A 21,916-nucleotide genomic window follows, 5' to 3' on the forward strand; every position below is an offset into this window, starting at 1 on the left:
ATGACCACGGTCGTGGCGGCACTGCGACCACGGGCCGATGACGGGCCGCGCCGCGCTCTTTAGGATCGGCGCCATGCGACGGGTCAGGGCGTTCTTCCTCCGGAACCCGCCTCCGTGGCCCGTGCTCCGCTTCTTCTGCTGCGTGGGCGTCGCGTGGGCGGCTCTCGCGATGGCGCTGTCGCCGTCCCTGGGAGCCCGGACGGTCCTGGTCGCCGTCTACATCGGGTTGTGGGGCTGGCAGGCGGCGCGCCCGTGGCGGGTGCCGCCCGCGCTCGTGCCGTGGACGGTCCTGATAGTGCTGGTGGTGCTCGCAGCGGCGCCGTCCGCCGCCGATGCGGGCGGGTTCCGGCCGTTCCCGTTCGCCGAAGGCTCGTACGCCGACGGCGCCCTCGCCGTCGCGACCGCCCCCGCCTGGGCGCACCTGGCGATCCTCGCGCGGACCCGCGATCTCGCCTGGTCCGTCCCGACCGCGCTGGCGGTCGGGCCCGTCCGGCATTTCGCCGCCGGCGGCCTGCCCCTCTGGCCCACCTGGCTCGTCTGGGGCGCCGGCTTCCTGCTGCTCGGGCTGGCGTTCCGGCTGCACGCCGCGCTGTACGAGGCGCGGCTGCGGCTCGACCGGGAGGCCGTCGCGGAGGAGCGCCGCAAGATCGCCCGCGAGGTGCACGACCTGGTCGGGCACGGGCTCGGCGTCATGCTGCTGAACATCGGCGCGGCCCGGCGTGCCGGCGCGCGGGGCGACGGACCCGCCGTGATCGCGGCGCTGGAGGAGGCCGAACGGGTCGGGCGGCGCGGCGTCCGGGACGTCCACCAGGGCCTCGTGCTGCTGCGGGACCCCGTGCCGGCGGCCCCGCCGATCGCGCCCGTGCCGCCCACCGCCGACGACATCGGCGCGCTCGTCGAGGAGCTGCGCGCGGGCGGGCTGCGGGTGGAACTCAGCACGTCTGGCGACCTCGCGTCCGTCGACCCTGCGGTGGGACTGGCGCTGTACCGGGTCGTGCAGGAGGCGCTGTCCAACGCGGCCCGGCACGCGCCCGGTTCCCGCGCCACCGTCGCCGTCAGCGTGGACGGCCCGCTCGCGCTCGTCACCGTCGCCGACCGCGGCCCCCTTCACGGCGCCGGACGCCCGGCGGGCGGCGGGCTCGGGCTCGTCGGGATGCGCGAGCGCGTCACCGCCCTGGGCGGCACCCTGCACGCCGGGCTGGACGGCACCGGCTGGCGGGTCGAGGCCGCGATCCCGGCGGGCGGCGCCCGGTGACCCGGCTGCTGCTGGTGGACGACCAGCCCCTCGTCCGCGCCGGGCTCGTCCGGATCTTCGAGGGCGAACCCGGCCTGGAGGTCGCCGGGGAGTGCTCCGACGGCGACGAGGTGGCGGGCGCGCTCGCCCGCGCGCGCGTCGACGTCGTGCTGATGGACGTCCGGATGAAGCGGACCGACGGCGCCGAGGCCACCCGGCGGCTGCGCGAGGTGCCGGGCGCGCCGCCCGTCCTGGTGCTCACCATGTTCGACGATCCGCAGGTCGTCGCCGCCGCGCTCGCCGCGGGCGCGGCCGGGTTCGTGCTGAAGGACGCGCCCTGCGAGGAGATCATCCAGGCGACGCGGGCGGTCGCGGCGGGCCGCGGCTGGCTGGACCCGGCGATCGCGCCGCAGGTGCTCGCGGTCTACCGGTCGCGGCTCGGCCGCACGCCGCCGCCCGCCGCGCTGGACGGCCTGTCGCCGCGCGAGCGCGAGGTCCTCGCGCTGATCGGCGAGGGCGCCACCAACCCGGAGATCGCGCGGCGGCTCGGCATCGCGGAGGGCACCGTCAAGACCCATGTCGGCGGCGTGTTCGCCAAGCTCGGGCTCCGCGACCGCGCCGCCGCCGTGATCTTCGCCCTGCGGCACGGGCTCGCCTGATCTTCGCCCTCCGGGACGGGCTCGCCTGACCGGCGCTTTGACCTGCGGTTCCTAGGATCGGATCATGGCGGTCCGGGGCGGGGTGCATCAGTTCGGCGGCACCGGGAACGGTTCCCGGTCGTGAGCGACGCCATCCTGGAGTACCTGCGGGGCCTGATGTCGTCGCCGTGGATCTACGCGGCGCTGTTCGGCCTGTCGATGGTCGACGCGTTCATCCCGATCTTCCCCAGCGAGTCGCTGGTGGTGACCGCGGGCGTCTTCGCCCACCACGGGAAGCCCCTGCTCCCGCTGGTGATCGTGACCGCGTGGGCCGGCGCGTTCTGCGGCGACCACGTCTCCTACTTCATCGGCCGCTACGCGGGCGACTGGCTGGAGAAGGTGTGGCTGCGGCCCGGCAGCCGCCGCCGCAAGGCCTACGACCAGGCCGGGCGGCTCCTCGACAAGCGCGGCGGGCTCGTCCTGCTCATCGCCCGCTACATCCCCGGCGGGCGGACGGCCGCGACGCTCGTGATGGGCGCCGTCGACTACCCGCTGCACTCGTTCTCGCTGTTCGACGCGCTCGCCACCGGCCTGTGGGCGACGTACTCCACGATGATCGGCTACCTGGGCGGCGCGGCGTTCCAGAACGACCCGTTCAAGGGCCTGCTGCTCGGTCTCGGGATCGCGATCGGGGTGTCGATCCTCGTGGAGGCGGGCCGCTGGCTGTGGCAGCGGTTCCGGCCGTCCGGCCGCGATCGGGAGCCTCGGCGGGACGCGGACGAGGCAGCCGGACGCCGGAGCCGGTGACGCCCACCCGGCTGTCGCGCGCGGCCCTGCCCTCCCGCGCGGCTCGGCTGACGCGGGCGGCCCGCCGTCCGGCGGCGGCCGCCGCGATCCCGGCGCCGACCAGGACGGCCGCGCGCACCGCGTCGCCCGTCCCGGTGACCGCCAGCTCGCCGGCCTTGCCGACGTCGAAAGCCGTCACGAACGCCCAGCCCGCCGCGCCCGCGATGGCGCCGGCCGTCAGGGGCGCCAGCGCGGACCAGACGATCACCGCCGCGGTGACGAACCCGAACCCGACCTGCCAGCCGGCGTCCTTGCAGACCACCGCCAGCACGAACGCGCAGAGCACGCCGCCTGCGAGCGGCCAGGCGGCGGATTCCAGCCGGTCCATCGCGTGCCTCCCCGGATCGCGTCCCGGCCCTTCGGGCCTCGCTGTTCCGGCGGGGTTCCGGAGCGTCCGTCCGGGCGCCTGCCCGGAATCCCGCCGGCAAGGCCCACGCTAGGTCCGGGGACGGGGAACGGCGGGTTCCTCTACGCGATGTTGACGCGGGGGCGGCGGATCCTAACGCGTTCCTGACGGCCCCGCCTGTCGGGCGCGCCGCGCCGGGCCGTCAGCGGGCGGGGCGGGACCCCCGCCGGCGGCCCATCCGGACGCCGCTCAGCACAAGATCGATGAGGAACACGACCACACCGATGATCAGCAGGTAGAACAGGCCCTTCACGACGACGCCGACGATCCCGAGCGCGATCGCGACGATGAGAATGAACAGGAACAAGGCCATGGCGTTCTCCCTCCCCGACGCGCGTCCCCGGGCCGGAGGCGTCAGCGGCGGCCCAGCCGGCGCTCGTTCGGGGCCGCCCCGTACGGCATGTCGTAGTAGTCGAAGACGGCCTGCTCCTCGGTCGCGGGCAGCTCGCCATCGGTGCCGATCGAGGGGGCGCCCTTCACCTGCTTCTTGTCGTGGGCGAGCCGCAGGTGGTCGGGCCCCACGGCGGCGCCGGCGAGCGGCGCGAACACCAGCCGCTGCCGGGTCGGCAGCCCCACCTTGACGGTGGCGAAGGAGGGCTGATCGGTGGCGGTGTCGACGTAGACCGCCTCCAGTTCCCCGATCCTGCTCCCCGAGGGGTCGACCACGTCGTACCCCCGCCATTCCCGAATGTCCTCTATGGCGAACATGTCACACACCCAGCCATCAGGTCGTTTTCCCCTTACTCCACGTCTACCCAATTCACGGGGGATATGTCGGTCTTGGGCTCCGGCGGGGTCAGGGCCGGGCGGGGAGCGGGAACTCGGCGCCGTCGAGCCGCACCGCCCAGGAGGCCGTCGTCTCGGCGAGGCCGCCGGTCGTGTCGTCGGCGCTCATCACCGCCATCACCACCTGCTCGTGCGCCGGCGCGGCCGACGCCTGCAGCTCCAGGTGGACGGTCGCCTCCCGGTGCGCCGGGATCTCCATGACCTTGTCCGCGACGTCCTCGAACGGCCGGCAGTTGGCGTCGGTCACGATGAACGGGTCGGTGGGCGAGGCGCTCGGGTCCTGCTTCCCGTCGGCGCGGCCCAGGCCGAGCGCCAGGTCCGGCGTGGTCCGGCGGTCCGAGCCGTACTGCCAGCCGGTCGGGTCGTCGTTGCGGACGGTCAGCGTGATCGGGTACACGGTGGCGGCGCCCAGCCGACCGCATTCGCGATGCTTCGCCGGCTTGCCGATGGTCATCGTCACGCGGGCGTGCACCGGGTCCTTCTCGCCCTCGGCGGGCAGCGCGAACGCGTGGGTCCGCGTGGTCGCGCCGTCCCCTCCGGAGGACGCCATCGCGACCGCGCCGAGCCCGGCCGCCGCCGTCACGAGCACCGCGGCCCCGGCGAGCAGGGCCAGGCGGGGCCCCCGCGTCCCGCCCCGCCCGGCGCCGCCCGCGCCCGCCTGGAGATCGATATCGCGCATGGTCACGTTGTACGGTCCGGGACGATCACCGGGCCAGGCCCGCGCTGTCCCCAGTTTCGGGGACAGGACACGTCAGCGCAGGTCAGCGCAGGTCAGCGGGGTCGCGGGCGGGCTCCGGCAGCGGGACGCGCAGCTCCACGCAGGTGCCCGCGCCGGGCGCCGCGTCCACCCGGACGGTGCCGCCGACGTCCGCGACGCGGCCCTCGACCGAGCGCGACAACCCGAGTCCGCGGGGCCGGATGGCGGGGTCGAATCCGCGGCCCTGGTCGACGACGGTCACCACGACCGTGCCGTCCTCCACGGCGGCCCCCAGCACGGCCCGGTCCGTCCCGGCGTGCTTGATCACGTTGGTCAGGGCCTCGTGGCAGGCGCCGAGCAGCGCGTCCACCACCGCGTCCGGCACGCCCGACAGGTCGTCGTGCGGGGGCGGCGGGAACCGCACCGCCACCCGCAGCCCGTCGCGGGCGCGGTCGCGCGCGAGGGCCTGCAGGCCCGACGCCAGGTCGGGCACGTCGCCGTCCGGCACGGCACCGCCCCGCTCCACGAGCCAGCGCAGCCAGGCCGCCTCGGCCCGCACCTGGTCGCGCATCCAGGCGTCGGCCACCCACGTCCCGCGGCCGAGGGTCTCCAGCGTCTGCAGGACGCGGTCGTGCAGCATCCGCGACTGCCGCGCCCGTTCCGCCTCGACGGCCCGCCGCCGCGCCAGCTCCAGGGCGGCCGCGCGGGAGGCGTCCAGCTCGGCGGCCATCCGCCGCAGCCACCGCGCGACGACCCAGACGACGGGCGCGATGCCGAGGTAGCTGGCGGCGTTCGGCACGGCGTTCCACAGCGGCTGCCCGCTGGACAGGTGGTCGGCGGCCCCGTAGACCAGCGCCAGCGTCGCCGCGCCCGCCGCGACCTGCCACCCGCGCGGGAACAGCAGGCCGAGCGCGCACGACCCGACGAGCGTGTACGGGTAGGCGAAGAACCCCCAGGTGTGGACGTCGGCGCCGGCGACCAGCGCCGCGTCGGCCGCGAGCGCGGCGCAGCCCGCCGCGAGGTCCGCCCACCCCGCCCACGGGCCGAGCCTGCCGCGCCGCAGCGCCCACCCGGCCAGCAGCGCCGACTCCGCGAGCATCGCGGACGCCAGGAGGACCGCCAGGCCGAACAGCTGCCCGCCGCCCGCACCGGTGCCGAACGCCACCGCGACGTTGAGCAGCGCCGCCGACCGGGTGGCGAGCAGCGACCACGCCTCCATCCGCACCACCCGCGCCGCCGCCTCACCGGGAGACGCCGCCTCACCCGGAAGCGCCGCCTCACCCGGAGACGCCGCGCCGCCGGGAAGCGCCGCGCCGCCGGGACGCGCGGGCGGCGCGTCAGCCGGGCGGGCCGCCGCGTCCACCGGCGTCCCCTTCGGCGAGGTTGCGCGCGAACCAGGCCAGCTCCGCCTTGTTGCCCAGCCGGAGCCTGGCCCGGATCCGCTTCACGTACGTGTCGACCGTGGACGGCGCGACGCCCATCCGCCGCGCGGCCTGCGCGTGCGTCATGCCGCGCGCGATCCAGTCGAGCGCCTCCCGCTCGCGGGCCGTCAGCGCCGTCCCGCCGCCGCTGCCGGGCCTGCTCCGCTCCGCCGCCCCGACGATCGCGGCGAGCTGCGGCGACAGGTGGAACCCGCCGGCCGCCACCTCGCGGACCGCCGCCCGCAGCGCGTCCTCCTCCATGTCCTTGGTGGCGTAGCCGGCCGCGCCCGCCGCCATGCAGGCCAGCACGTCCGCCGGGCGGCTCGCCGCCGACACCACCAGCACCCGCGTGACGAGGCTCAGCTCCCGCACCGCCCCGACCGACGGGCGGTCCCCGTCCAGGTACAGGTCGCACAGCACCACGTCGCAGCCGGCGGGATCGGGCAGCGCGCCGGGCTCCGCGACCGAGGCGGCCACCTCCATGTCCGCGTCCTCGGCGAGGATCGCCGCGAGGCCCCGCCGGGCCACCGGATGGTCGTCGACGATCGCCAGCCGCAGCACGCCCCCATTGTCGCGACGACGATCACCCGGCGGAAGCCGTCCGCCGAGGCTCCGCAGCGGTCCCGCCGCCGGACCGGCATCAGGGGCGTCGAGGCGGGCATGGGGAGCCTGAGGGCTGGAGGTCTCATGCGCGTGCTGGCGGTACGGACCGCTCTTCCGGAACATCGCTATGACCAGCGGCAGATCACCGACGCCGTCGCCGCGTCGGTGGGGACCGACCGGCGGCTCGTCGAGCGGCTGCACTCCGCGACGCAGGTGAGCGGCCGGAACCTCGCGCTGCCGATCGAGGACTACGCCGGGCTCACCGACTTCACCGCCGCGAACGACACCTACATCGCCACCGCGCTGGACCTGGCGGAACGCGCCGTCCGGGAGGCCCTGGACGGCGCCGCCGTCGAGCCCGGGGAGGTCGACCACCTGGTGTTCTGCTCCTCGACCGGGGTGGCCACCCCGTCGCTGGACGCCGCGCTGGCGCAGCGGGTCGGGCTGCGCGAGGACATCAGGCGGCTGCCGGTGTTCGGGCTCGGATGCGCCGCCGGCGCGGCCGGGCTGTCGCGCGTCCACGACTACCTGCGCGCCTGGCCCGGGCAGATCGCGGTGCTCGTCTGCGTCGAGCTGTGCTCGCTGACCGCCCAGCGCGACGACGCGTCGATGGCGAACCTGGTGGGCAGCGGCCTGTTCGGCGACGGCGCCGCCGCCGTGGTCGCGGCGGGCGACCGGCGGAGCGTCCGCGTGCGGCGCCCCGGCGGCCCGGGCCGGGGCCCGCGCGTCGTCGCGACCGCCAGCCGCCTCTACCCGGACACGGCCCGGCTGATGGGCTGGAACGTCGGCGAGCACGGCTTCCGCATCGTGCTGGCCGCCGACCTCGTCGACCACGTGAAGGCGACCCTGGCGGACGACGCCGCCGCGTTCCTCCACCGGCACGGCCTGTCCCCCGGCGAGATCGCCTCGTGGGTCTGCCACCCCGGCGGCCCGAAGGTGATCGAGACGATCGGCGAGGCGTTCGGCCTCGACCACGGCGAGCTCGACCTGACCTGGGAGTCGCTCCGCAAGGCGGGGAACCTGTCGTCGGTGTCGGTGCTCAACGTGCTGGAGGAGACGATCGCGCGGCGGCCCCGTCCGCCCGGCGCGCCCGGCCTGCTCATGGCCCTCGGCCCGGGCTTCTCCGCCGAGATGGTGCTGCTGCGGTGGTGACCCCCTGATCGCGTACGCGCTGCTGATCCTGCTCGTCGCCGCCGAGCGGGTCGCCGAGCTGGCCCTGTCGCGGCGCCATCTGGCGTGGGCGCGGCGGCGCGGCGGCGTCGAGCACGGGCGGCGGCACTACCCGGGGTTCATCGTCGTCCAGTTCGTCCTGCTGGCGGGCGCGCCGCTGGAGGTCTGGCTGCTGGGCCGGCCGTTCGTCCCGGCGCTCGGATGGCCGATGCTGACCGTCGCCGTCCTCGCCCAGGCGCTGCGCTGGTGGTGCATCGCGTCGCTGCGCGAGCGGTGGAACACCCGGGTCGTCACCGTCCCGGGGCTCCCGCTCGTCGACCGCGGCCCGTACCGCTTCCTGCACCATCCGAACTACGTCGCCGTGGTCGCGGAGGGCGTCGCGCTGCCGCTCGTCCACACCGCGTGGCTCACGGCGTCGGTCTTCACCGTCGCGAATCTCGGGATGCTGGCCGTGCGCCTCCGCGTGGAGAACGCGGCGCTCCGGCAGGCGTCCCCCGCGGGCGCCGCGCCCGGCCCGGGCTGACGGCTCCGCTGCGTTCACCGCCTGTTTACGCACCGCGGTCGCGGGTACCCGGCGATCGTCGGTGGCAGGTCGATCTCCGCGGGGCGGGAGGGGCGGGCGGTGGCGTTTCCGGGAGCGTCCCTGGCCAGGGCGGTGCTGAGCGTGCCGGCCGCCGCGGCGGACGCGGCGTCGAGCCTCGCGGCCAAGGGCGCGGAGCTCGGCGCGCAGGCCACCGCCACCGGCGTCCGGACGGGGGCGCGCCACACGTCCCACGCTCTCGGGGCCTTCGCGTCCCTGGCGTCCGGCGGACGCAGGCGGCGCGTCTGGGCGCACGGCGGCCGGGCCCACATCCAGGCCAACGGGCTGGCGGGCAGCGACGAGCACCACCGCCGCTACGTGCAGGCGCTGACCGAGTCGCTGCGCCGCCTCGAAGGCGTGAACTGGGCGGAGGTCAACGCGGTCACCGGCCGCGTCATGGTCACCTACGCGGAGGGCTCGGTGGACCCGGGCGACCTCGTCGCGGCCATCGAGGACGTCGAAGAGGCCCACAACGCGGACGAGTTCGACCACAACGCCCACGCGATGCCGCCCGACGACGACGCGGCCTGGGCCGCCGCCACGTCCGCCCTCGTCGCCGACTGCGCCGGCGCGGTCGGCGCCGTGGCCGGAAGGCTGCTCAACCTCCCGCCGATGCCGAGCCCCGTGCGGGCGGCCGTGTCCGTGGCGGACGCGCTGCCGCACATCCGGTCCGTGCTGGAGGGGCGGCTCGGCAGGCTCCGCGCCGACGCCCTGCTCGGCACCGCGAACGCGGTCGTCCAGGGGGCCGGGCAGGGCCTCGCCCCGCTCGCCGCCGACGCCGCGCACCGCGCCTTCCAGCTGTACGAGATCGGGGCGCGCCGCGACGCGTGGCGGCGCCGCGAACCCGACCTCGCGGTCCCCGGGGAGCAGCCGCAGACCAGCGCCGCCCGCGCCGAGCGGCCGTGCCCGCTGCCGGACGGCCCGGTCGAGAAGGCCGGGAACCGGACCGCGCTCGGGCACCTGCTCGGCGGGGCCGGGGTCCTCGCGGGCACCCGCGACCCGTCGGCCGCCGCCGACCTGCTGCTGGCGACCGTCCCGAAGGCGGCGCGGCACGGCCGGGAGGCGTTCGCCGCGGTCCTGGCGCACGACCTCGCGGTCCGCGGCACGGTCGTCCTCGACCCCGTCGCGCTGCGCCGGCTCGACCGGGTCGGCGCCGTCGTCATCGACTCGGGCGTGCTGTGCAACGGGGAGCTGCGGCTGCTGTCCGCCGTCGCCCTCGTCGGCGACATGGACGACGCGGACGTCTGGCGCGCCGCCGGCACCGTGCTGGCCGGCTGCGACACCGGCGACCTGGCGGGTCCCGGCCCCTGGCCCGCGGACGGCCACTCGGGCGCGTGGCGCCTGGCGCGGGCGCCGGACGCCCCGTACGGCGCCCCCGCCGACCCGCAGGGCGTCACCCTCGACCTTCTCGACGAACGCGACCGGCGCTGCGGCCGGGTACGGGTCGGCTCCTCGCTCGACCCCCTGGCGGAGGCGCTGCTGTCGGCGGCGCACGAGGCCGCCGACGTGGTCGTCCTCACCGAGCACGCCAGCATCCAGGAGCTGGTCGCCTGGGGCGACGACTCCCCCGTCGACGTCGGCGGGCTGGCCGAGTCCGTGCGGTCGCTGCAGCGCGACGGCCACGTCGTGCTGGCGATCTCCAGCGGCCGGGACGAGGCGCTGGACGCCGCCGACGTCGGCGTGAGCGTGCTGCGCGGCCGCGGCCTCACCGACTGGCGCGCCGACCTCGTCACCGGGCCCGGGCTCGCCGGCGCGTGGCGGCTGCTGACCGCCGTCCGGCCCGCGCGGCGCGCCAGCGACCGGGCCGCGGAGCTGTCGCTGAGCGCGTCCGCGCTGGGCGCGCTGCTGATCGCGGGACGCCGGCCCCGGCGGCGCCGCGGCGGGCCGCTGCCGCGCCGCGCCGCCGCGGCCCTGCCGGAGCTGCCGCCCGTGCACGCGGCGTCGCTGATGGCGATGCTGGCGAACGGGCTGAGCGCGCGGCGGCTGGAGCACCGGCCGCTGCCGCCCCCGGTCGTCCGGGACGCCTGGCACGCCCTCACCGCCGAGGAGGCCGTCCGGCGGCTGTCGCGCACCGCCGCGCCCGGCGAGGACCGGGAGCCGCGGACGGCCGGGCCGCTGGTGGAGCGGACGGCGGTCCGGCCGGGCAAGGCCGTCCTGCGGCTCGCCGCGGCCGTCCGGCAGGAGCTGGACGACCCGCTGACCCCGGTGCTCGCGCTCGGTGCCGCCGCGTCCGCCGTCGTCGGCTCCAGCGTGGACGCGCTGCTGGTCAGCAGCGTGATGGCGGGCAACGCGCTGATCGGCGGCGCGCAGCGGATGCGCGCGGAGAAGGCGCTCGGCGAGCTGATGCTCGGCCAGCAGACCCGCGCCCGCCGGCTGCGGGCCGCCGCCGAGCCGGACCCGTCGGCCGACGAGCCGTTCGCGCACCTGCGGACCGCCGCCACCGACCAGATCACCGCCGGCCGGCTGCGCGTCGGCGACCTCATCCAGCTCCGCTCGGAGGACCTCGTCCCGGCCGACGCCCGGCTGCTGTGGGCCGAGTCCCTCGAGGTGGACGAGGCGACGCTCACCGGCGAGTCGGTGCCCGTCGCGAAGAGCGTCGAGCCGTCGCCCGGCGCCGACCCCGCCGACCGGCACTGCATGCTGTACGAGGGCACGACCGTCGTCGCGGGCAGCGCGGTCGCCCTGGTCGTCGCCACCGCCGAGACCACCGAGGCCGGACGCGCCGCCGCGCTCGCCGGGACGGCCGACGCCTCGTCCAGCATGCAGGCGCGGCTGGCGGAGCTGACCCACCAGGCGCTGCCCGCGACGCTGCTCGGCGGCGCGGCCGTCACCGTGCTCGGCACGCTGCGCGGCCTGCCGCTGCGGCGCGCCCTCGGCTCCGGTGTCGCGGTCGCGGTCGCCGCCGTCCCGGAGGGGCTGCCGCTGGTCGCGACGATCTCCCAGCTCGCGGCGGCGCGGCGGCTGTCGCGGCTCGGCGTGCTGGTCCGCTCGACCCGCGCGCTCGAAGCGCTCGGCCGGGTCGACACGCTGTGCTTCGACAAGACCGGCACGCTGACCGAGGGCCGGCTCCGGCTCGTCCGCGCGACGGGCCCGACCCGCCCGCACCCGCTCGCCGGGGCGGGCGAGCGGCGGATCCTGCGCGTCGCGGCGCGCGCCTGCCCGCCGCCCGGGAGCCGGCAGGTCCCGCACGCCACCGACCGGGCCGTCCTGGACCGCGTCGGCGACCTGCCGCCCGACGACCGCTGGTCGCTGGAGGAGGAGCTGCCGTTCGAGACCACCCGCGGGTTCTCGGCGTCGCTCGGCCACGACGGCTACCGGACGGTCCTCGCCGTCAAGGGCGCGCCCGAGGTGCTGCTGGAGCGCTGCACCCGCGTCCACACCTCCGCCCACCACGACGAGCCGCTCACCGCGTCCCGGCGGCGCGCCGCCGCCGGGACGGTGCGGCGGCTCGCCGGGCAGGGCCTCCGCGTGCTCGCCATCGCCGAGCGGTCCGTCGCCGACCCCGGGGCGGTGCGCGGGCAGGTCGCCGACCACGTCGAGGACCTGGCGCTGCTCGGCTTCATCGGCATCGCCGACACCCCGCGCCCCACCGCCGAGGAGGCCGTGCAGCGGCTCTGCGCGGCGGGCGTCCGCACCACCATGATCACCGGCGACCATCCGGACACCGCCGCGGCCGTCGCCGCCGAGCTCGGCATCCCCGACGCGGACCGCGTCCTCACCGGCGCGGAGCTCGACGCGATGCCCGCCGCCGACCGGATCGCCGCCGTCCAGCGGGCCGCGGTGTTCGCCCGCGTCTCGCCCGCGCAGAAGGTCCGGATCGTCAAGGACCTGCGCCGCGCCGGCCGGGTCGTCGCGATGACCGGCGACGGCGCCAACGACGCCGCCGCCATCCGCCGCGCCGACGTCGGCATCGCGGTCGTCGGCCGCGGCTCCGGCGCCGCCCGCATCGCCGCCGACCTCGTCCTCACCGCCCCCGACACCGCGCTCATCCTGGACGCGCTGCGCGAGGGCCGCGCGCTGTGGAACAGCGTCCGCGACGCCGTCGCGATCCTCGTCGGCGGCAACGCCGGCGAGGTCTCCTTCACCGTCCTCGGCACCGCGCTCAGCGGCGACGCGCCGCTCAGCACCCGGCAGCTGCTCGTGGTGAACATGCTCACCGACATGCTCCCGGCGCTCGCCGTCGCGATCACCCCGGCCGACCCCGGCGGGGACGCGGCGGCGCCGCTCGGCGGGGAGCCGGTCCGCGGCTTCACCGGCCGGGACATGCGGCGCGCGCTCGCCGTCCGCGGGACCGCGACCGCCGCGGCGGCCCTCGCGTCCTGGCAGCTCGGACGGCTGACCCGGCTCGTCCCGGGCGGCCGCCGCCGCGCCTCGACGATGGCGCTCGCCGCGCTGGTCGGCGCGCAGCTGGGGCAGACGCTCATCTCGCGCTGGCGCAGCCCGCTCGTCATGGCGACCTGCGCCGTCTCGGCCGCCGCGCTGGTCGCGGTGATCGAGACGCCGGGCGTCAGCGGGTTCTTCGGCTGCACGCCGCTCGGGCCGGGCGCGTGGGCGATCGTCACGGCGTCGGCCGTGGCGGCGACGCTCGCCGCGGCGCTGGCGCCGCGGCTGCTGCCGTCCGCCGCGCCCGCACCCGAGCCCGCCTGCTGACCAGCGCCGCTGGCGGGGCGGGCCGATGCTCAGCCCATGCTCTTGGCGCCGTCCAGGGCCTCGCGGATGATGTCGGCGTGCCCGGCGTGCTGGAACGTCTCGGCGGCGATGTGCATCAGCACCATGCGGGCCGACCACTCCGCGTCCGCCTCGAACCACGGCGCCTTCGGCAGCGGCTGCGCTGCGCCGAGGTCGGGCAGCGAGACGACCAGCTCGTCGGTCCGGCGCGCGACCTCCTCGTAGTCGGCGAGGACGCCCGCCAGGGTCTCGCCCGGCAGCATCCGGAACTCGTCGGCGCGGCGCTGGAAGTCCTCCTCGGTCATCGCGGCGAAGTCCGGCATGGCGGACGGGCCCCGCACGATGAACTCCGCCCAGCCCCGCTCCACCGAGGCGACGTGCTTGATCAGCCCGCCCAGGCACAGCTCGCTCGCGGTCGTCCGCCGCCCGGCCTGCTCGTCGGTGAGGTCGCGGGCCGGGAACCGCAGGAAATGGCGGGCCTTGGCCAGCAGCGCCAGCAGGTCGGCGCGCTCGCCGGTCGCCTCGGCGACGTCCTCGCGGGTCCCGCCGGCGATCGCGTGCTCGTTCATGGTCCGTACCTCCTGGTCTGGTCTTTCCCCTGGACAAGACCCACGCTACGGGCGATAGCGGCCACTTCCTGACCTGAATTGCGGGAGACTCGGAAGCATGGCGAACACCAGCACCCGGACCCTGCGGCTCCTCTCGCTGCTGCAGAGCCACCGCTACTGGCCGGGCGCCGAGCTGGCCGAGCGCCTCGACGTCTCGCCCCGCACCCTGCGCCGCGACGTCGACCGGCTCCGCGAGCTCGGCTACCCGGTCGAGGCCCGGCGCGGCGTCGACGGCGGCTACCAGCTCGCCGCGGGCGCCGCCCTGCCGCCGCTCGTCATCGACGACGAGGAGGCCGTCGCGCTGGCCGTCGGCCTGCAGGCCGCCGCGCAGGGCCCGGTGGACGGGATCGCCGAGCCGTCGCTGCGCGTCCTCGCCAAGATCGTCCAGGTGATGCCGGGCCGGCTGCGGCGCCGCGTCGAGGCGCTGCGCGCCATGACCGTCACCGGCGGCTGGGGCGGGCCCGCGCGCAGCGACGTCGACCCGGACGTCCTCACGACCGTCGCGCTGGCCTGCCGCGACGGCGAGCGGCTCCGGTTCGCCTACACCGCGGCCGACGGGCGCCGCACCGACCGGCACGTCGAACCGCACCGGCTCGTCTCGCTGGGCCGCCGCTGGTACCTCGTCGCCTACGACCTCGACCGCGCCGACTGGCGCAACCTCCGCGTCGACCGGATCTCCGGCCCGGACGGCACCGGCGCCCGCTTCCGCCCCCGCGAGCTGCCCGCCGCCGACGCCGCCGAGTTCGTCCGCACCCGGCTGGACACCGCGCCCCGCCCCTACCGCGTCGAGGTGCTGGCGGACGCGCCGGCCGCGACGATCCGCGAGCGGATCGGGCGCTGGGCCGCCATCGACGAGGTCGACGCGGACCACTGCCGCGTGCACCTCACGTCCGACTCGCTGGACTGGCCGACGATCGCGCTCGGGGCGCTCGGCGCCGACTTCCGCGTCCTGCACCCGCCCGAGCTGGTCGACCGGCTCCGCGACTGGGCGGACCGCTTCCACCGCGCCGCGTCCCGCGACCCGCACGGCGGCTAGCCGCGGGCCGCGCTCACCTCGGCAGGGCGGCCGGGGCGCCCGGACCACCGATGGCAGGCCCGTCCGGCCAGAGCGCGGCGAGGTCGGACGGGGTGAGCGGGGCCCGGTACGCGGCCCGGAGCACCTCCCGGGCCGTCTCGCCGCCGGCCTCGGCGAGGGCCGCGAACCAGTCCATCCCGGCCGGATACGTCCACATGTAGGAGCGGTGCACAGGGCTCGTCCCCCGGTCGGCGAGATAGCCCGCGATGGTCTTGTCCGCCATCCACGGAACCGCGGCGCGCAGATGGGCGGCGCACTCGGCCGCGGGCGTCCCGTCGTTGATCGCGCGATGGACCTGGGCGAGGACGAGCTGCACATAGTGGCCGAGCCGGACCCGCGCCGTCAGCACCGGGTCGTCGGGCAGGAGGAACAGCGGCCACGCCTGGGCGAGCCCTTCGAGCAGCACCTGATGCGGCGCGTGGACGCTGAGCAGCCGCACCCACGGGACGTCCTCGGCCGCCGCCCGCTCGGTGAAGCTCGCGCTCTGCAGGCCGTGCCCGAGCACCTCGTGCAGCGCGAACTGCCGTGCGCCGGACTCGGTGAACTCGACGTTGGGGAGGTTGAGGCGGAGCCGGACGTCGTGGCCCGCGCCGTCCAGCCAGTAGGCCCAGTAGGCGTCCACCTCGGCGGTCTCGATGGTGAGGGTGTATCGGGCGGTGCTGCCGGTCGCCTCCCGGACGGCGGGCTCCAGCTCGGCGGCGGCCTGCCGGATCGCGTCCGGGGCGTCCCGGACGTCGAGGCGCCCCTCCACCTCCCGCAGCTCGGCGTTGGCGCCGGGCCCCCACCCGATCCCGAGGCCGGACAGCGCCGCGCGGGCCCGGTCGCGGCGCTCCGCCACGTACTCCTCCGGCCACCCGGCGGTGCCGCAGCCCTGCGTCCTGCGGACGTAGTCGCCGAGCGGCGGGCGCTCGCCGAGCAGCGCGCCGAGGTGGGCGAGGTCGGCGTCCAGGCGCGCCGCGACCGGCCCGGCGGCGTCCGCGCGCAGGTCCGCGAGCCGCCGGTGGACGGCCAGCCGGTCGGGGGCCGGTTCGGGCTCGGGCCCTCCCGGACGGCAGTCGAAGTCGATGATCGGGGACCCGCCGCGGTTCACCTCGTGGGCGTTCCACGCCCGCAGGACGCGTTCGGTCTCGTCGCGCAGCCTCATGCCCCACGTCTACCGCACCCGCGCCGCATGAGGGGCCGCCGTGGCCGTGGCGAGGCGGGCCGCGGCGACGGCGCTGTTGATCGCGATCTCGCCGCGCATCCCCGGCGCGGCGACCATGTCTCCGGCCAGGTAGACGCCGTCGCCGCGGTCGATGGCGGGCCGGTCCCGCCACGTCTCGCCGGGCAGGTCGAGGGCGCCGGTGCGTCCGCGGGCGATGGCGCGGCGCTGGAAGGTGACGCGGTCCGGCCAGTCGGGCAGGAGTTGGTCGGCGAACGCGCGGAGCCGCTCATGCGCGAGCCGATGCGGTTCGCCGTCCCGGACGGGCATCTGGAGCTGGTACAGAGATTCGCCGGGCGGCGCGATCGAGTCGTCCTGCATCGTGTAGCTCTCGTGGAAGCCGCCCTCGTCGAGGTCGAACGCGAGGGTGCGGTCGGCGCGGTCCGACCGGACGGCGATGTCGAGCAGGGCGCAGTGGCCGCTCGTCCACGACAGGCCGTCCTCGCCGAGCAGCCGGCCCGCGGACGCCAGGTCGGTGGCGATGATGACCGGACGGTCCTCGGGGAGGGCGTCGACGCGGGCGCCGGTCTCGATCCGCACGCCGAGGGCGGCGGCGCGGGCGGCCATCCGGTCCAGCACCGCCTGCCAGCCGCCGCGCACCCACCGCACGGCGGGCGGGCGCGGGCCGAGGACCCGCTGGAACAGCTCCCAGACGAACGAGGCGGACAGCCGTCCGGTGTCGGCGTCGTAGGTCACGACGCTGATCGCGTTGGCCATGTGCCGCGCGGTGTTCTCGCCCCAGCGGCGGGACGCCCACGTGCGGAAGTCCTCGTCGACCGGGGCGTCCAGCCGGAAGCGGGCCTGGGCGCGCAGCATCGGCAGCGGCGGCGTCCGGCGCAGGCGCCCGCCGGCGCGGAACCGCACCCCCGTGAGCGCGGACGGCGACGGCCAGCCCAGGCCCTTGACGAAGCCGCGCTCCGCCAGCCACCGGTAGTGGGGGCCGTCGGCGTAGAACACGTGCGCGCCCTCATGGGCCACGTGCGGTGCGGGCGTCGCCCGGCCGCGCCCGCCGAGCGTGCGGTGCGCCTCGTACAGGACGGCGGAGGCGCCGGCCTCCGCGCAGGCGATGGCGGCGGTCAGCCCGGCCAGGCCGCCCCCGATGATCGTGATCGTGCCGGTGTGGGACCTCATGCCGTCAAGGACGCAGCGCGGACCCGTCCTGTGACATCACGGCCCCGAACTTCTCCGGGTTGACGATGAGATGGCACGCGCCGACCCGGCCGTCCTCGACCTGCAGCTGGAAGTGGACGAACGGGCGGCCGTCCGCCGTGACCTGGAGCGCGGGCCCGCCGTTGGCGTCGACGATGCGGTACTCGATCCGCGCGTCCGGGTCGACGCCGGCCGAGTCGGTGAAGGAGCGTTTCAGCTGCATGATGCTCAGCACGAACCGCGCGACCTGCTCCGGGCCGGTGATCGCGCGGCGCGGGGCCACCGCGTTGCCGCCGCTGTCGGCGATCAGCCGGACACCGGGCGCGAGCACCCCCATCAGCTCCTCGACGCTGCCGTTCAGGCAGGCGCCGATGAACCGGTCGGTCACCTCCCGCCAGACGACCGGGTCCACCTCGAACCGGGGCCGCCGCTCCCGCACGTGCGCGCGCGCCCGCGCCGCGAGCTGCCGCACGGCCGGTTCGTTCCGGTCCAGGACGGCGGCGACCTCGGCGTAGGAGAACTCGAAGACCTCCCGCAGCACGAACACGGCCCGTTCCAGCGGCGACAGGCTCTCCAGGACGACCAGCAGCCCCAGCGACACCGACTCGGCGCGCAGCACGGGGGCGGCGGCGTCCGGGACGGTCAGCACCGGGTCGGGCAGCCATTCCCCCACGTACGACTCGCGCCGCGCCTGCGCGCGCCGGAGCCGGTCGATGGCGAGCCGGGTCGTGACGGTGATCAGGTAGCCCTTGGGGTCGGCCACGGCGGCGGCGTCGGCCTTCGACCACCGCAGCCAGGCCTCCTGCACGACGTCCTCGGCGTCCGCGACCCGTCCGAGGACGCGGTAGGCCACGCCCATGAGCAGGTCCCGGTGCTCCAGGAAGGCCTGCTCACCGCCGCCGCTGCCGCTGCCGCCGTCGCCGTCGCCGCTGCCGTCGCCGTCCGCCACGCCGCCGATCGTACGGGCGTCACGTCAGGAAAGGGACAGAGCGTCCAGCCGCACGGTGGCGTACTCCCTCATCTTCTTGTCGTGCAGCGCGTCGGCGACATCGCGCGCCGCCTCGTACGCGGCGGCTGCCTCCCGGGTGGCGCCGGCGTCGCGGAGGCGGCTGCCGAGCTTGCACAGCGTCCAGCCCTCCATGAGGCGGTCGCCGAGCCGGCCGGCGATCCGCAGCGCGTTCTCCAGATCGCTCTTCGCCCGCTCGTTGTCGCGCGCCCCGCGCGCGTCCTCGGCCGCGTCGTACCAGGCCCAGCCCGCCGTCGGCAGGTCCTCGACCTCCTCGGCACGCCGGGCCGCGCGTTCGAGGAGCGACGCCGCGAACTCGAGATCGCCCTGTTCGCGCGCGCACCGCGCCGTGCCCTTCAGAGCGTCGAGCTCGATGGCCGGATGCTCTGCGGACACGGCGAGCGCGGCGTCATAGCCGGCCGTCGCGGCGGCGAAGTCCCCGCGGCGCAGGTCGAGGTCGGCGAGGTTGCACAGGTTCCAGCCGCGCAGCGCGGCGTCCCCGACCTCCTCGCCGATGGCGAGCGCCTCCTTGAACGCCTTCCCCGCCAAGTCGTCGTCCTTGCGGTGGCGGCGGCAGACGCCGAGGCCGTCCCACGCCCAGCCCTCGTCGCGTCGGGACCCGGCGGCGGCGGACGCGGCCCGGGCCTGCTCGAACAGCGTCTCCGCGCGGTCCATGGCGCCCGAATACCGGGCGGCGTCCGCCTGGTCGAGCAGGCTGCTCGCCACCAGCACCCGGTCCCCCGCCGCGGCGGCGATGGCATGCAGGCCGAACGCGATGCCCTCGGCGCGGGCGTGTTCGTGCCCCGCGCGCGCCCCGGCGTACGCGGCCTGCAGCAGCTCCACCTGCGGGCGCCGGGTCATCGCCTCCTGCAGCGACCGGACGGACGGGCGGTCCTCCGGCTCCTTGGCGAGCGCCCGCCCGACGACGTCCCGCAGCCAGCCGGGCAGGCCGGACAAGTCCGGTTCCATGGTGAGGATCTGGTTGACGAGCGCCGGGATCGAGTCCGCCGGGAAGCAGGGCCGGCCGGTCGCCGCGTGGGCCATCACCGCGCCCCACCCGAACACGTCCGCCTTCCCGGTCGGGCGCCGCTCGGCCAGGAGCTCCGGCGCCATGTAGCGGAGCGTGCCGATCGGCATCGTCGTGATCCGGGTCCGGTCGATGTGGTGGGCGATACCGAGGTCGATGAGGACCGGTTCCCCGTCCGGCATGATGATGTTGGCCGGCTTGACGTCCCGGTGGACGAGGCCCGCCCCGTGGAGGGCGTCCAGAGCGCGCGCGAGGCCGAGCCCGAGGCGGACGAGGCCGTCCGGTGCCAGCGGGCCCTCCGCCAGGATCGCCTCCAGGGGGAGCCCCTGGACGTACTCGGTGACCAGGTACGGCTCCGGGCCCGCCAGGTCGGCGTCGACGAACGCGGCGACGTGCGGGTCGTCGACCTTCCGCAGCGCGGCCGCCTCCCGCTCGAACCGGTGGCGGCCGCTCTCGCTGCCGATCGTGAACCCGTTCATCGTCTTCAGCGCGACGATCCGCCCGTCCGGCGCCCGTCCGAGGTGGACGGTGCCCATCCCGCCCGCGCCGAGCTCGGCCAGCAGCTCGTAGCGCCCGAACCGTCGTGGGTACATCCGGCCCCCCGCCTCATATGCCAGGACATGTGCGGACAAGGTAACCGGGTGAGGCCGGCCGGCCCCGGCGCCACGCCACGGACCCCGGTCAGGCGGTCCGGCCGCCGTCGACGACCAGGGCGTGCCCGACGGTGAAGGCGCCCGCGTCCGAGCACAGCCACAGCACCGCGGAGGCGATCTCCTCGGGCCTGCCCATGCGGCCGACCGGCTCCAGCGCGATGACCCCTCGCGGTACGGGGTACGGCCAGGCCCCTCTTCACACGTCGATCTGCGACCCCATGTGGACGGTGCGCGTCTCGGGCAGGGCGAAGTACTCGGCGGGGTTCGCGGCGTTGCGGGCCAGCGCCAGGAACAGCCGCTTGCGCCACCGGCGCATGCCGGGCGCGCGGGTCAGCCGCAGCACCCCGCGGGACAGGAAGTAGGAGGCGTGGTCGGGGTCGAAGCGCATCTCGGCGTGCGGGAGCCGGGCCGCGCGGCGCAGCTCCGCCGGGAGGTCCTGGTGGTCCTGGAAGCCGTGCCGGACGGTGACGTGGACGATCCCGTCGTCGCTGTATCCGAGGTCGTCGATGCTGAGCCGCTGCGCCGCCGGGACGTACGGGACGTTCTCCGACACCATCGAGACGATCACGACGTGCTCGTGGACGACGTGGTTGTGCTCGAAGTTGGCGCGCAGCGCGATCGGCGTCGTCATCTTGGTCGGATGCGGGAACACCGCGGTGCCCGGCACCCGCCGGAAGCCGTCGCGGTGCAGCATCTCGATGAAGTCCGGCAGCGGGCCCTCCTTGGCCGTCCGGTTCTCGGTGACGATCTCGCGCCCGCGCTCCCAGGTCGTCATCAGCGTGAACACCGCGAGCGCGATGAGCAGCGGCAGCCAGCCGCCGTGCGTGACCTTGGTGAGGTTCGCGGAGAAGTAGGTGATCTCCGCGCCGCCGACGACGACCCCGGTCAGCACGAGCTTCCAGGCCGCCCACCGCCAGGCCACCCGCGCGATGACGAGGAACAGCGCGGTGGTGATCAGGAAGGTGCCGGTGACGGCCATGCCGTAGGCGGTCGCGAGGCGGCCGGACGAGCGGAACCCGAGCATCAGGACCAGCACGCCGACGAACAGGACCCCGTTGATGGCCGGCAGGTAGACCTGGCCGATCTCGCGTGACGAGGTGTGCTGGATGCGCAGCGGCGGCAGGTAGCCGAGCCGGACGGCCTGCCGCGACACCGAGAACGCGCCGGAGATCACCGCCTGTGAGGCGATGACGGTCGCGGCGGTCGCGAGCACGACCATCGGCAGCCGCGCCCAGTGCGGGAACAGCAGGAAGAAGGGGCTCCGGATGTTGCGCGGGTCGTCGAGGATCAGCGCGCCCTGGCCGAGGTAGTTCAGCGTCAGCGCGGGGAACACGACCGCGAACCAGACCCGCCGGATGGGTCCCTTCCCGAAGTGGCCCATGTCGGCGTACAGCGCCTCCGCGCCGGTGATCACCAGGACGATCGCGCCCATCGCGATGAACGCGGTGTAGGGGCGGTCCGCGATGAACTCGACGGCATAGGTGGGCGAGAGCGACCGCACGATGGCCGGCCGTTCGACGACCTCGACCAGGCCCGCCGCCGCCAAGGCCGCGAACCAGACCAGCATGACGGGCCCAAACAGGCTGCCGACCCGGTGCGTGCCCCAGCGCTGCACCAGGAACAGCAGCGCCAGGATCGTCGCGGCGACGGGCACGACCACGTGAGACAGGCCCGGCGTGCTCACCTTCAGGCCCTCGACGGCGGACAGCACCGAGATCGCCGGGGTGATCACGCTGTCGCCGTAGAACAGCGAGGCCCCGAGCACCCCGAGCGCCATCGCGACGGCGGCCCTGCCCCGCACGTCGCCGAGCACCCGCCGGACCAGCGCGGCCAGCGCCATCACGCCGCCCTCGCCGTCGTTGTCGGCCCGCAGGATGAGCGTCACGTACTTCACCGACACGATCACCGTGATCGTCCAGAACACCAGGGAGATGACGCCGTGGACGTCGCCGTGGGTGGGGTGGACGGTCCCGTGGTCGATCGAGAACACGGTCTGCAGGGAGTACAGCGGGCTGGTGCCGATGTCCCCGTAGACGACGCCCAGCGCGCCCAGCATCAGCGCCGCGCGCCCCCGCGCTTCGGACGAGGAGGCGCCGGCCTCGGACGGCGCCGTGCCGGTCGCCTTCTCCGGGTCGCCCATGAGCCGAT

At 76.2% G+C, this 21,916-nt stretch carries 19 protein-coding genes; 7 read left to right on the top strand and 12 right to left on the bottom strand.

Translation table 11 applies throughout. The features are described 5' to 3' along the window. Nucleotides 1-73: 73 nt before the first annotated feature. The 3 genes from AB0C78_RS27950 to AB0C78_RS27960 all read left to right on the top strand — a co-directional run bounded on the left by AB0C78_RS27950 (nt 74) and on the right by AB0C78_RS27960 (nt 2,679). On the top strand, nt 74-1,255 hold the full coding sequence (locus AB0C78_RS27950) for a histidine kinase (RefSeq protein ID WP_360753292.1): 1,182 nt from the start codon (nt 74-76) through the stop codon (nt 1,253-1,255). Then, nucleotides 1,252-1,893, top strand: coding sequence for a response regulator transcription factor (locus tag AB0C78_RS27955; protein WP_360753294.1), 642 nt, complete (start codon nt 1,252-1,254; stop codon nt 1,891-1,893). The genes AB0C78_RS27950 and AB0C78_RS27955 overlap by 4 nt, the downstream gene beginning before the upstream one ends. A 120-nt stretch (nt 1,894-2,013) precedes the next feature. Then, nucleotides 2,014-2,679: a DedA family protein gene (locus AB0C78_RS27960; protein ID WP_360753297.1), complete on the top strand. Its 666-nt coding sequence runs from the start codon at nt 2,014-2,016 to the stop codon at nt 2,677-2,679. Between the two features lie 587 nt (nt 2,680-3,266). Here the strand turns inward: AB0C78_RS27960 and AB0C78_RS27965 are convergent. From AB0C78_RS27965 to AB0C78_RS27985, 5 genes are all read right to left on the bottom strand, one after another. After that, the gene (locus AB0C78_RS27965; protein ID WP_360753299.1) at nt 3,267-3,437 is read right to left on the bottom strand and encodes a hypothetical protein; all 171 of its coding nucleotides are present in this window, start codon (nt 3,435-3,437) and stop codon (nt 3,267-3,269) included. A gap of 41 nt (nt 3,438-3,478) precedes the next feature. Further along, nucleotides 3,479-3,832, bottom strand: a complete 354-nt coding sequence (locus AB0C78_RS27970; RefSeq protein ID WP_151545999.1) for a PRC-barrel domain-containing protein — start codon at nt 3,830-3,832, stop codon at nt 3,479-3,481. An 88-nt stretch (nt 3,833-3,920) separates the two neighbouring features. Beyond that, a complete protein-coding gene (locus AB0C78_RS27975; RefSeq protein ID WP_360753303.1) occupies nt 3,921-4,589 on the bottom strand; it encodes a hypothetical protein in 669 nt (222 codons plus the stop codon). Nucleotides 4,590-4,671: 82 nt separating this feature from the next. After that, a complete protein-coding gene (locus AB0C78_RS27980; RefSeq protein WP_360753306.1) occupies nt 4,672-5,970 on the bottom strand; it encodes an ATP-binding protein in 1,299 nt (432 codons plus the stop codon). Then, nucleotides 5,945-6,589, bottom strand: coding sequence for a response regulator transcription factor (locus AB0C78_RS27985; RefSeq protein WP_360753308.1), 645 nt, complete (start codon nt 6,587-6,589; stop codon nt 5,945-5,947). The genes AB0C78_RS27980 and AB0C78_RS27985 overlap by 26 nt, the downstream gene beginning before the upstream one ends. A 99-nt stretch (nt 6,590-6,688) precedes the next feature. Here AB0C78_RS27985 and AB0C78_RS27990 point away from each other — a divergent pair, with 99 nt between their 5' ends. From AB0C78_RS27990 to AB0C78_RS28000, 3 genes are all read left to right on the top strand, one after another. Continuing rightward, the gene (locus tag AB0C78_RS27990; RefSeq protein ID WP_360753383.1) at nt 6,689-7,783 is read left to right on the top strand and encodes a 3-oxoacyl-[acyl-carrier-protein] synthase III C-terminal domain-containing protein; all 1,095 of its coding nucleotides are present in this window, start codon (nt 6,689-6,691) and stop codon (nt 7,781-7,783) included. Between the two features lie 226 nt (nt 7,784-8,009). Then, nucleotides 8,010-8,324, top strand: a complete 315-nt coding sequence (locus AB0C78_RS27995; RefSeq protein ID WP_225992445.1) for an isoprenylcysteine carboxylmethyltransferase family protein — start codon at nt 8,010-8,012, stop codon at nt 8,322-8,324. 99 nt (nt 8,325-8,423) lie between these two features. Further along, entirely contained in the window at nt 8,424-13,031 is a 4,608-nt protein-coding gene (locus AB0C78_RS28000) for a cation-translocating P-type ATPase (RefSeq protein WP_360753311.1), read from the top strand. Nucleotides 13,032-13,060: 29 nt separating this feature from the next. Here the strand turns inward: AB0C78_RS28000 and AB0C78_RS28005 are convergent, their stop codons facing one another. Beyond that, nucleotides 13,061-13,618 (bottom strand): DinB family protein, encoded by a 558-nt coding sequence (locus AB0C78_RS28005; RefSeq protein WP_360753314.1) that lies wholly within the window; start codon nt 13,616-13,618, stop codon nt 13,061-13,063. A 97-nt stretch (nt 13,619-13,715) separates the two neighbouring features. On the opposite strand from AB0C78_RS28005, the gene AB0C78_RS28010 reads away from it, so the two are divergent. Further along, entirely contained in the window at nt 13,716-14,693 is a 978-nt protein-coding gene (locus AB0C78_RS28010; RefSeq protein ID WP_360753317.1) for a YafY family protein, read from the top strand. 13 nt (nt 14,694-14,706) lie between these two features. Here AB0C78_RS28010 and AB0C78_RS28015 read toward each other — a convergent pair whose 3' ends face one another. The 6 genes from AB0C78_RS28015 to AB0C78_RS28040 form a co-directional block, all read right to left on the bottom strand. Next, on the bottom strand, nt 14,707-15,876 hold the full coding sequence (locus AB0C78_RS28015; protein ID WP_360753320.1) for a hypothetical protein: 1,170 nt from the start codon (nt 15,874-15,876) through the stop codon (nt 14,707-14,709). 9 nt (nt 15,877-15,885) lie between these two features. Continuing rightward, nucleotides 15,886-17,064, bottom strand: coding sequence for an FAD-dependent oxidoreductase (locus AB0C78_RS28020; RefSeq protein WP_360753323.1), 1,179 nt, complete (start codon nt 17,062-17,064; stop codon nt 15,886-15,888). A 4-nt stretch (nt 17,065-17,068) separates the two neighbouring features. Then, a complete protein-coding gene (gene sigJ / locus AB0C78_RS28025; RefSeq protein ID WP_360753326.1) occupies nt 17,069-18,031 on the bottom strand; it encodes an RNA polymerase sigma factor SigJ in 963 nt (320 codons plus the stop codon). A 24-nt stretch (nt 18,032-18,055) separates the two neighbouring features. Further along, nucleotides 18,056-19,708, bottom strand: a complete 1,653-nt coding sequence (locus tag AB0C78_RS28030) for a serine/threonine-protein kinase (protein ID WP_360753329.1) — start codon at nt 19,706-19,708, stop codon at nt 18,056-18,058. A gap of 88 nt (nt 19,709-19,796) precedes the next feature. After that, nucleotides 19,797-19,928 carry an SDR family oxidoreductase gene (locus tag AB0C78_RS28035; protein WP_360753386.1) on the bottom strand — a complete coding sequence of 44 codons (132 nt, stop codon included), beginning with the start codon at nt 19,926-19,928 and terminating at the stop codon, nt 19,797-19,799. 36 nt (nt 19,929-19,964) lie between these two features. Next, the gene (locus AB0C78_RS28040) at nt 19,965-21,908 is read right to left on the bottom strand and encodes a potassium transporter Kup (RefSeq protein ID WP_360753332.1); all 1,944 of its coding nucleotides are present in this window, start codon (nt 21,906-21,908) and stop codon (nt 19,965-19,967) included. Nucleotides 21,909-21,916: the final 8 nt, after the last annotated feature.

The sequence above is a fragment of the Actinomadura sp. NPDC048394 genome (assembly GCF_040651755.1).
Taxonomy (GTDB): Bacteria; Actinomycetota; Actinomycetes; order Streptosporangiales; family Streptosporangiaceae; genus Spirillospora; species Spirillospora montaniterrae.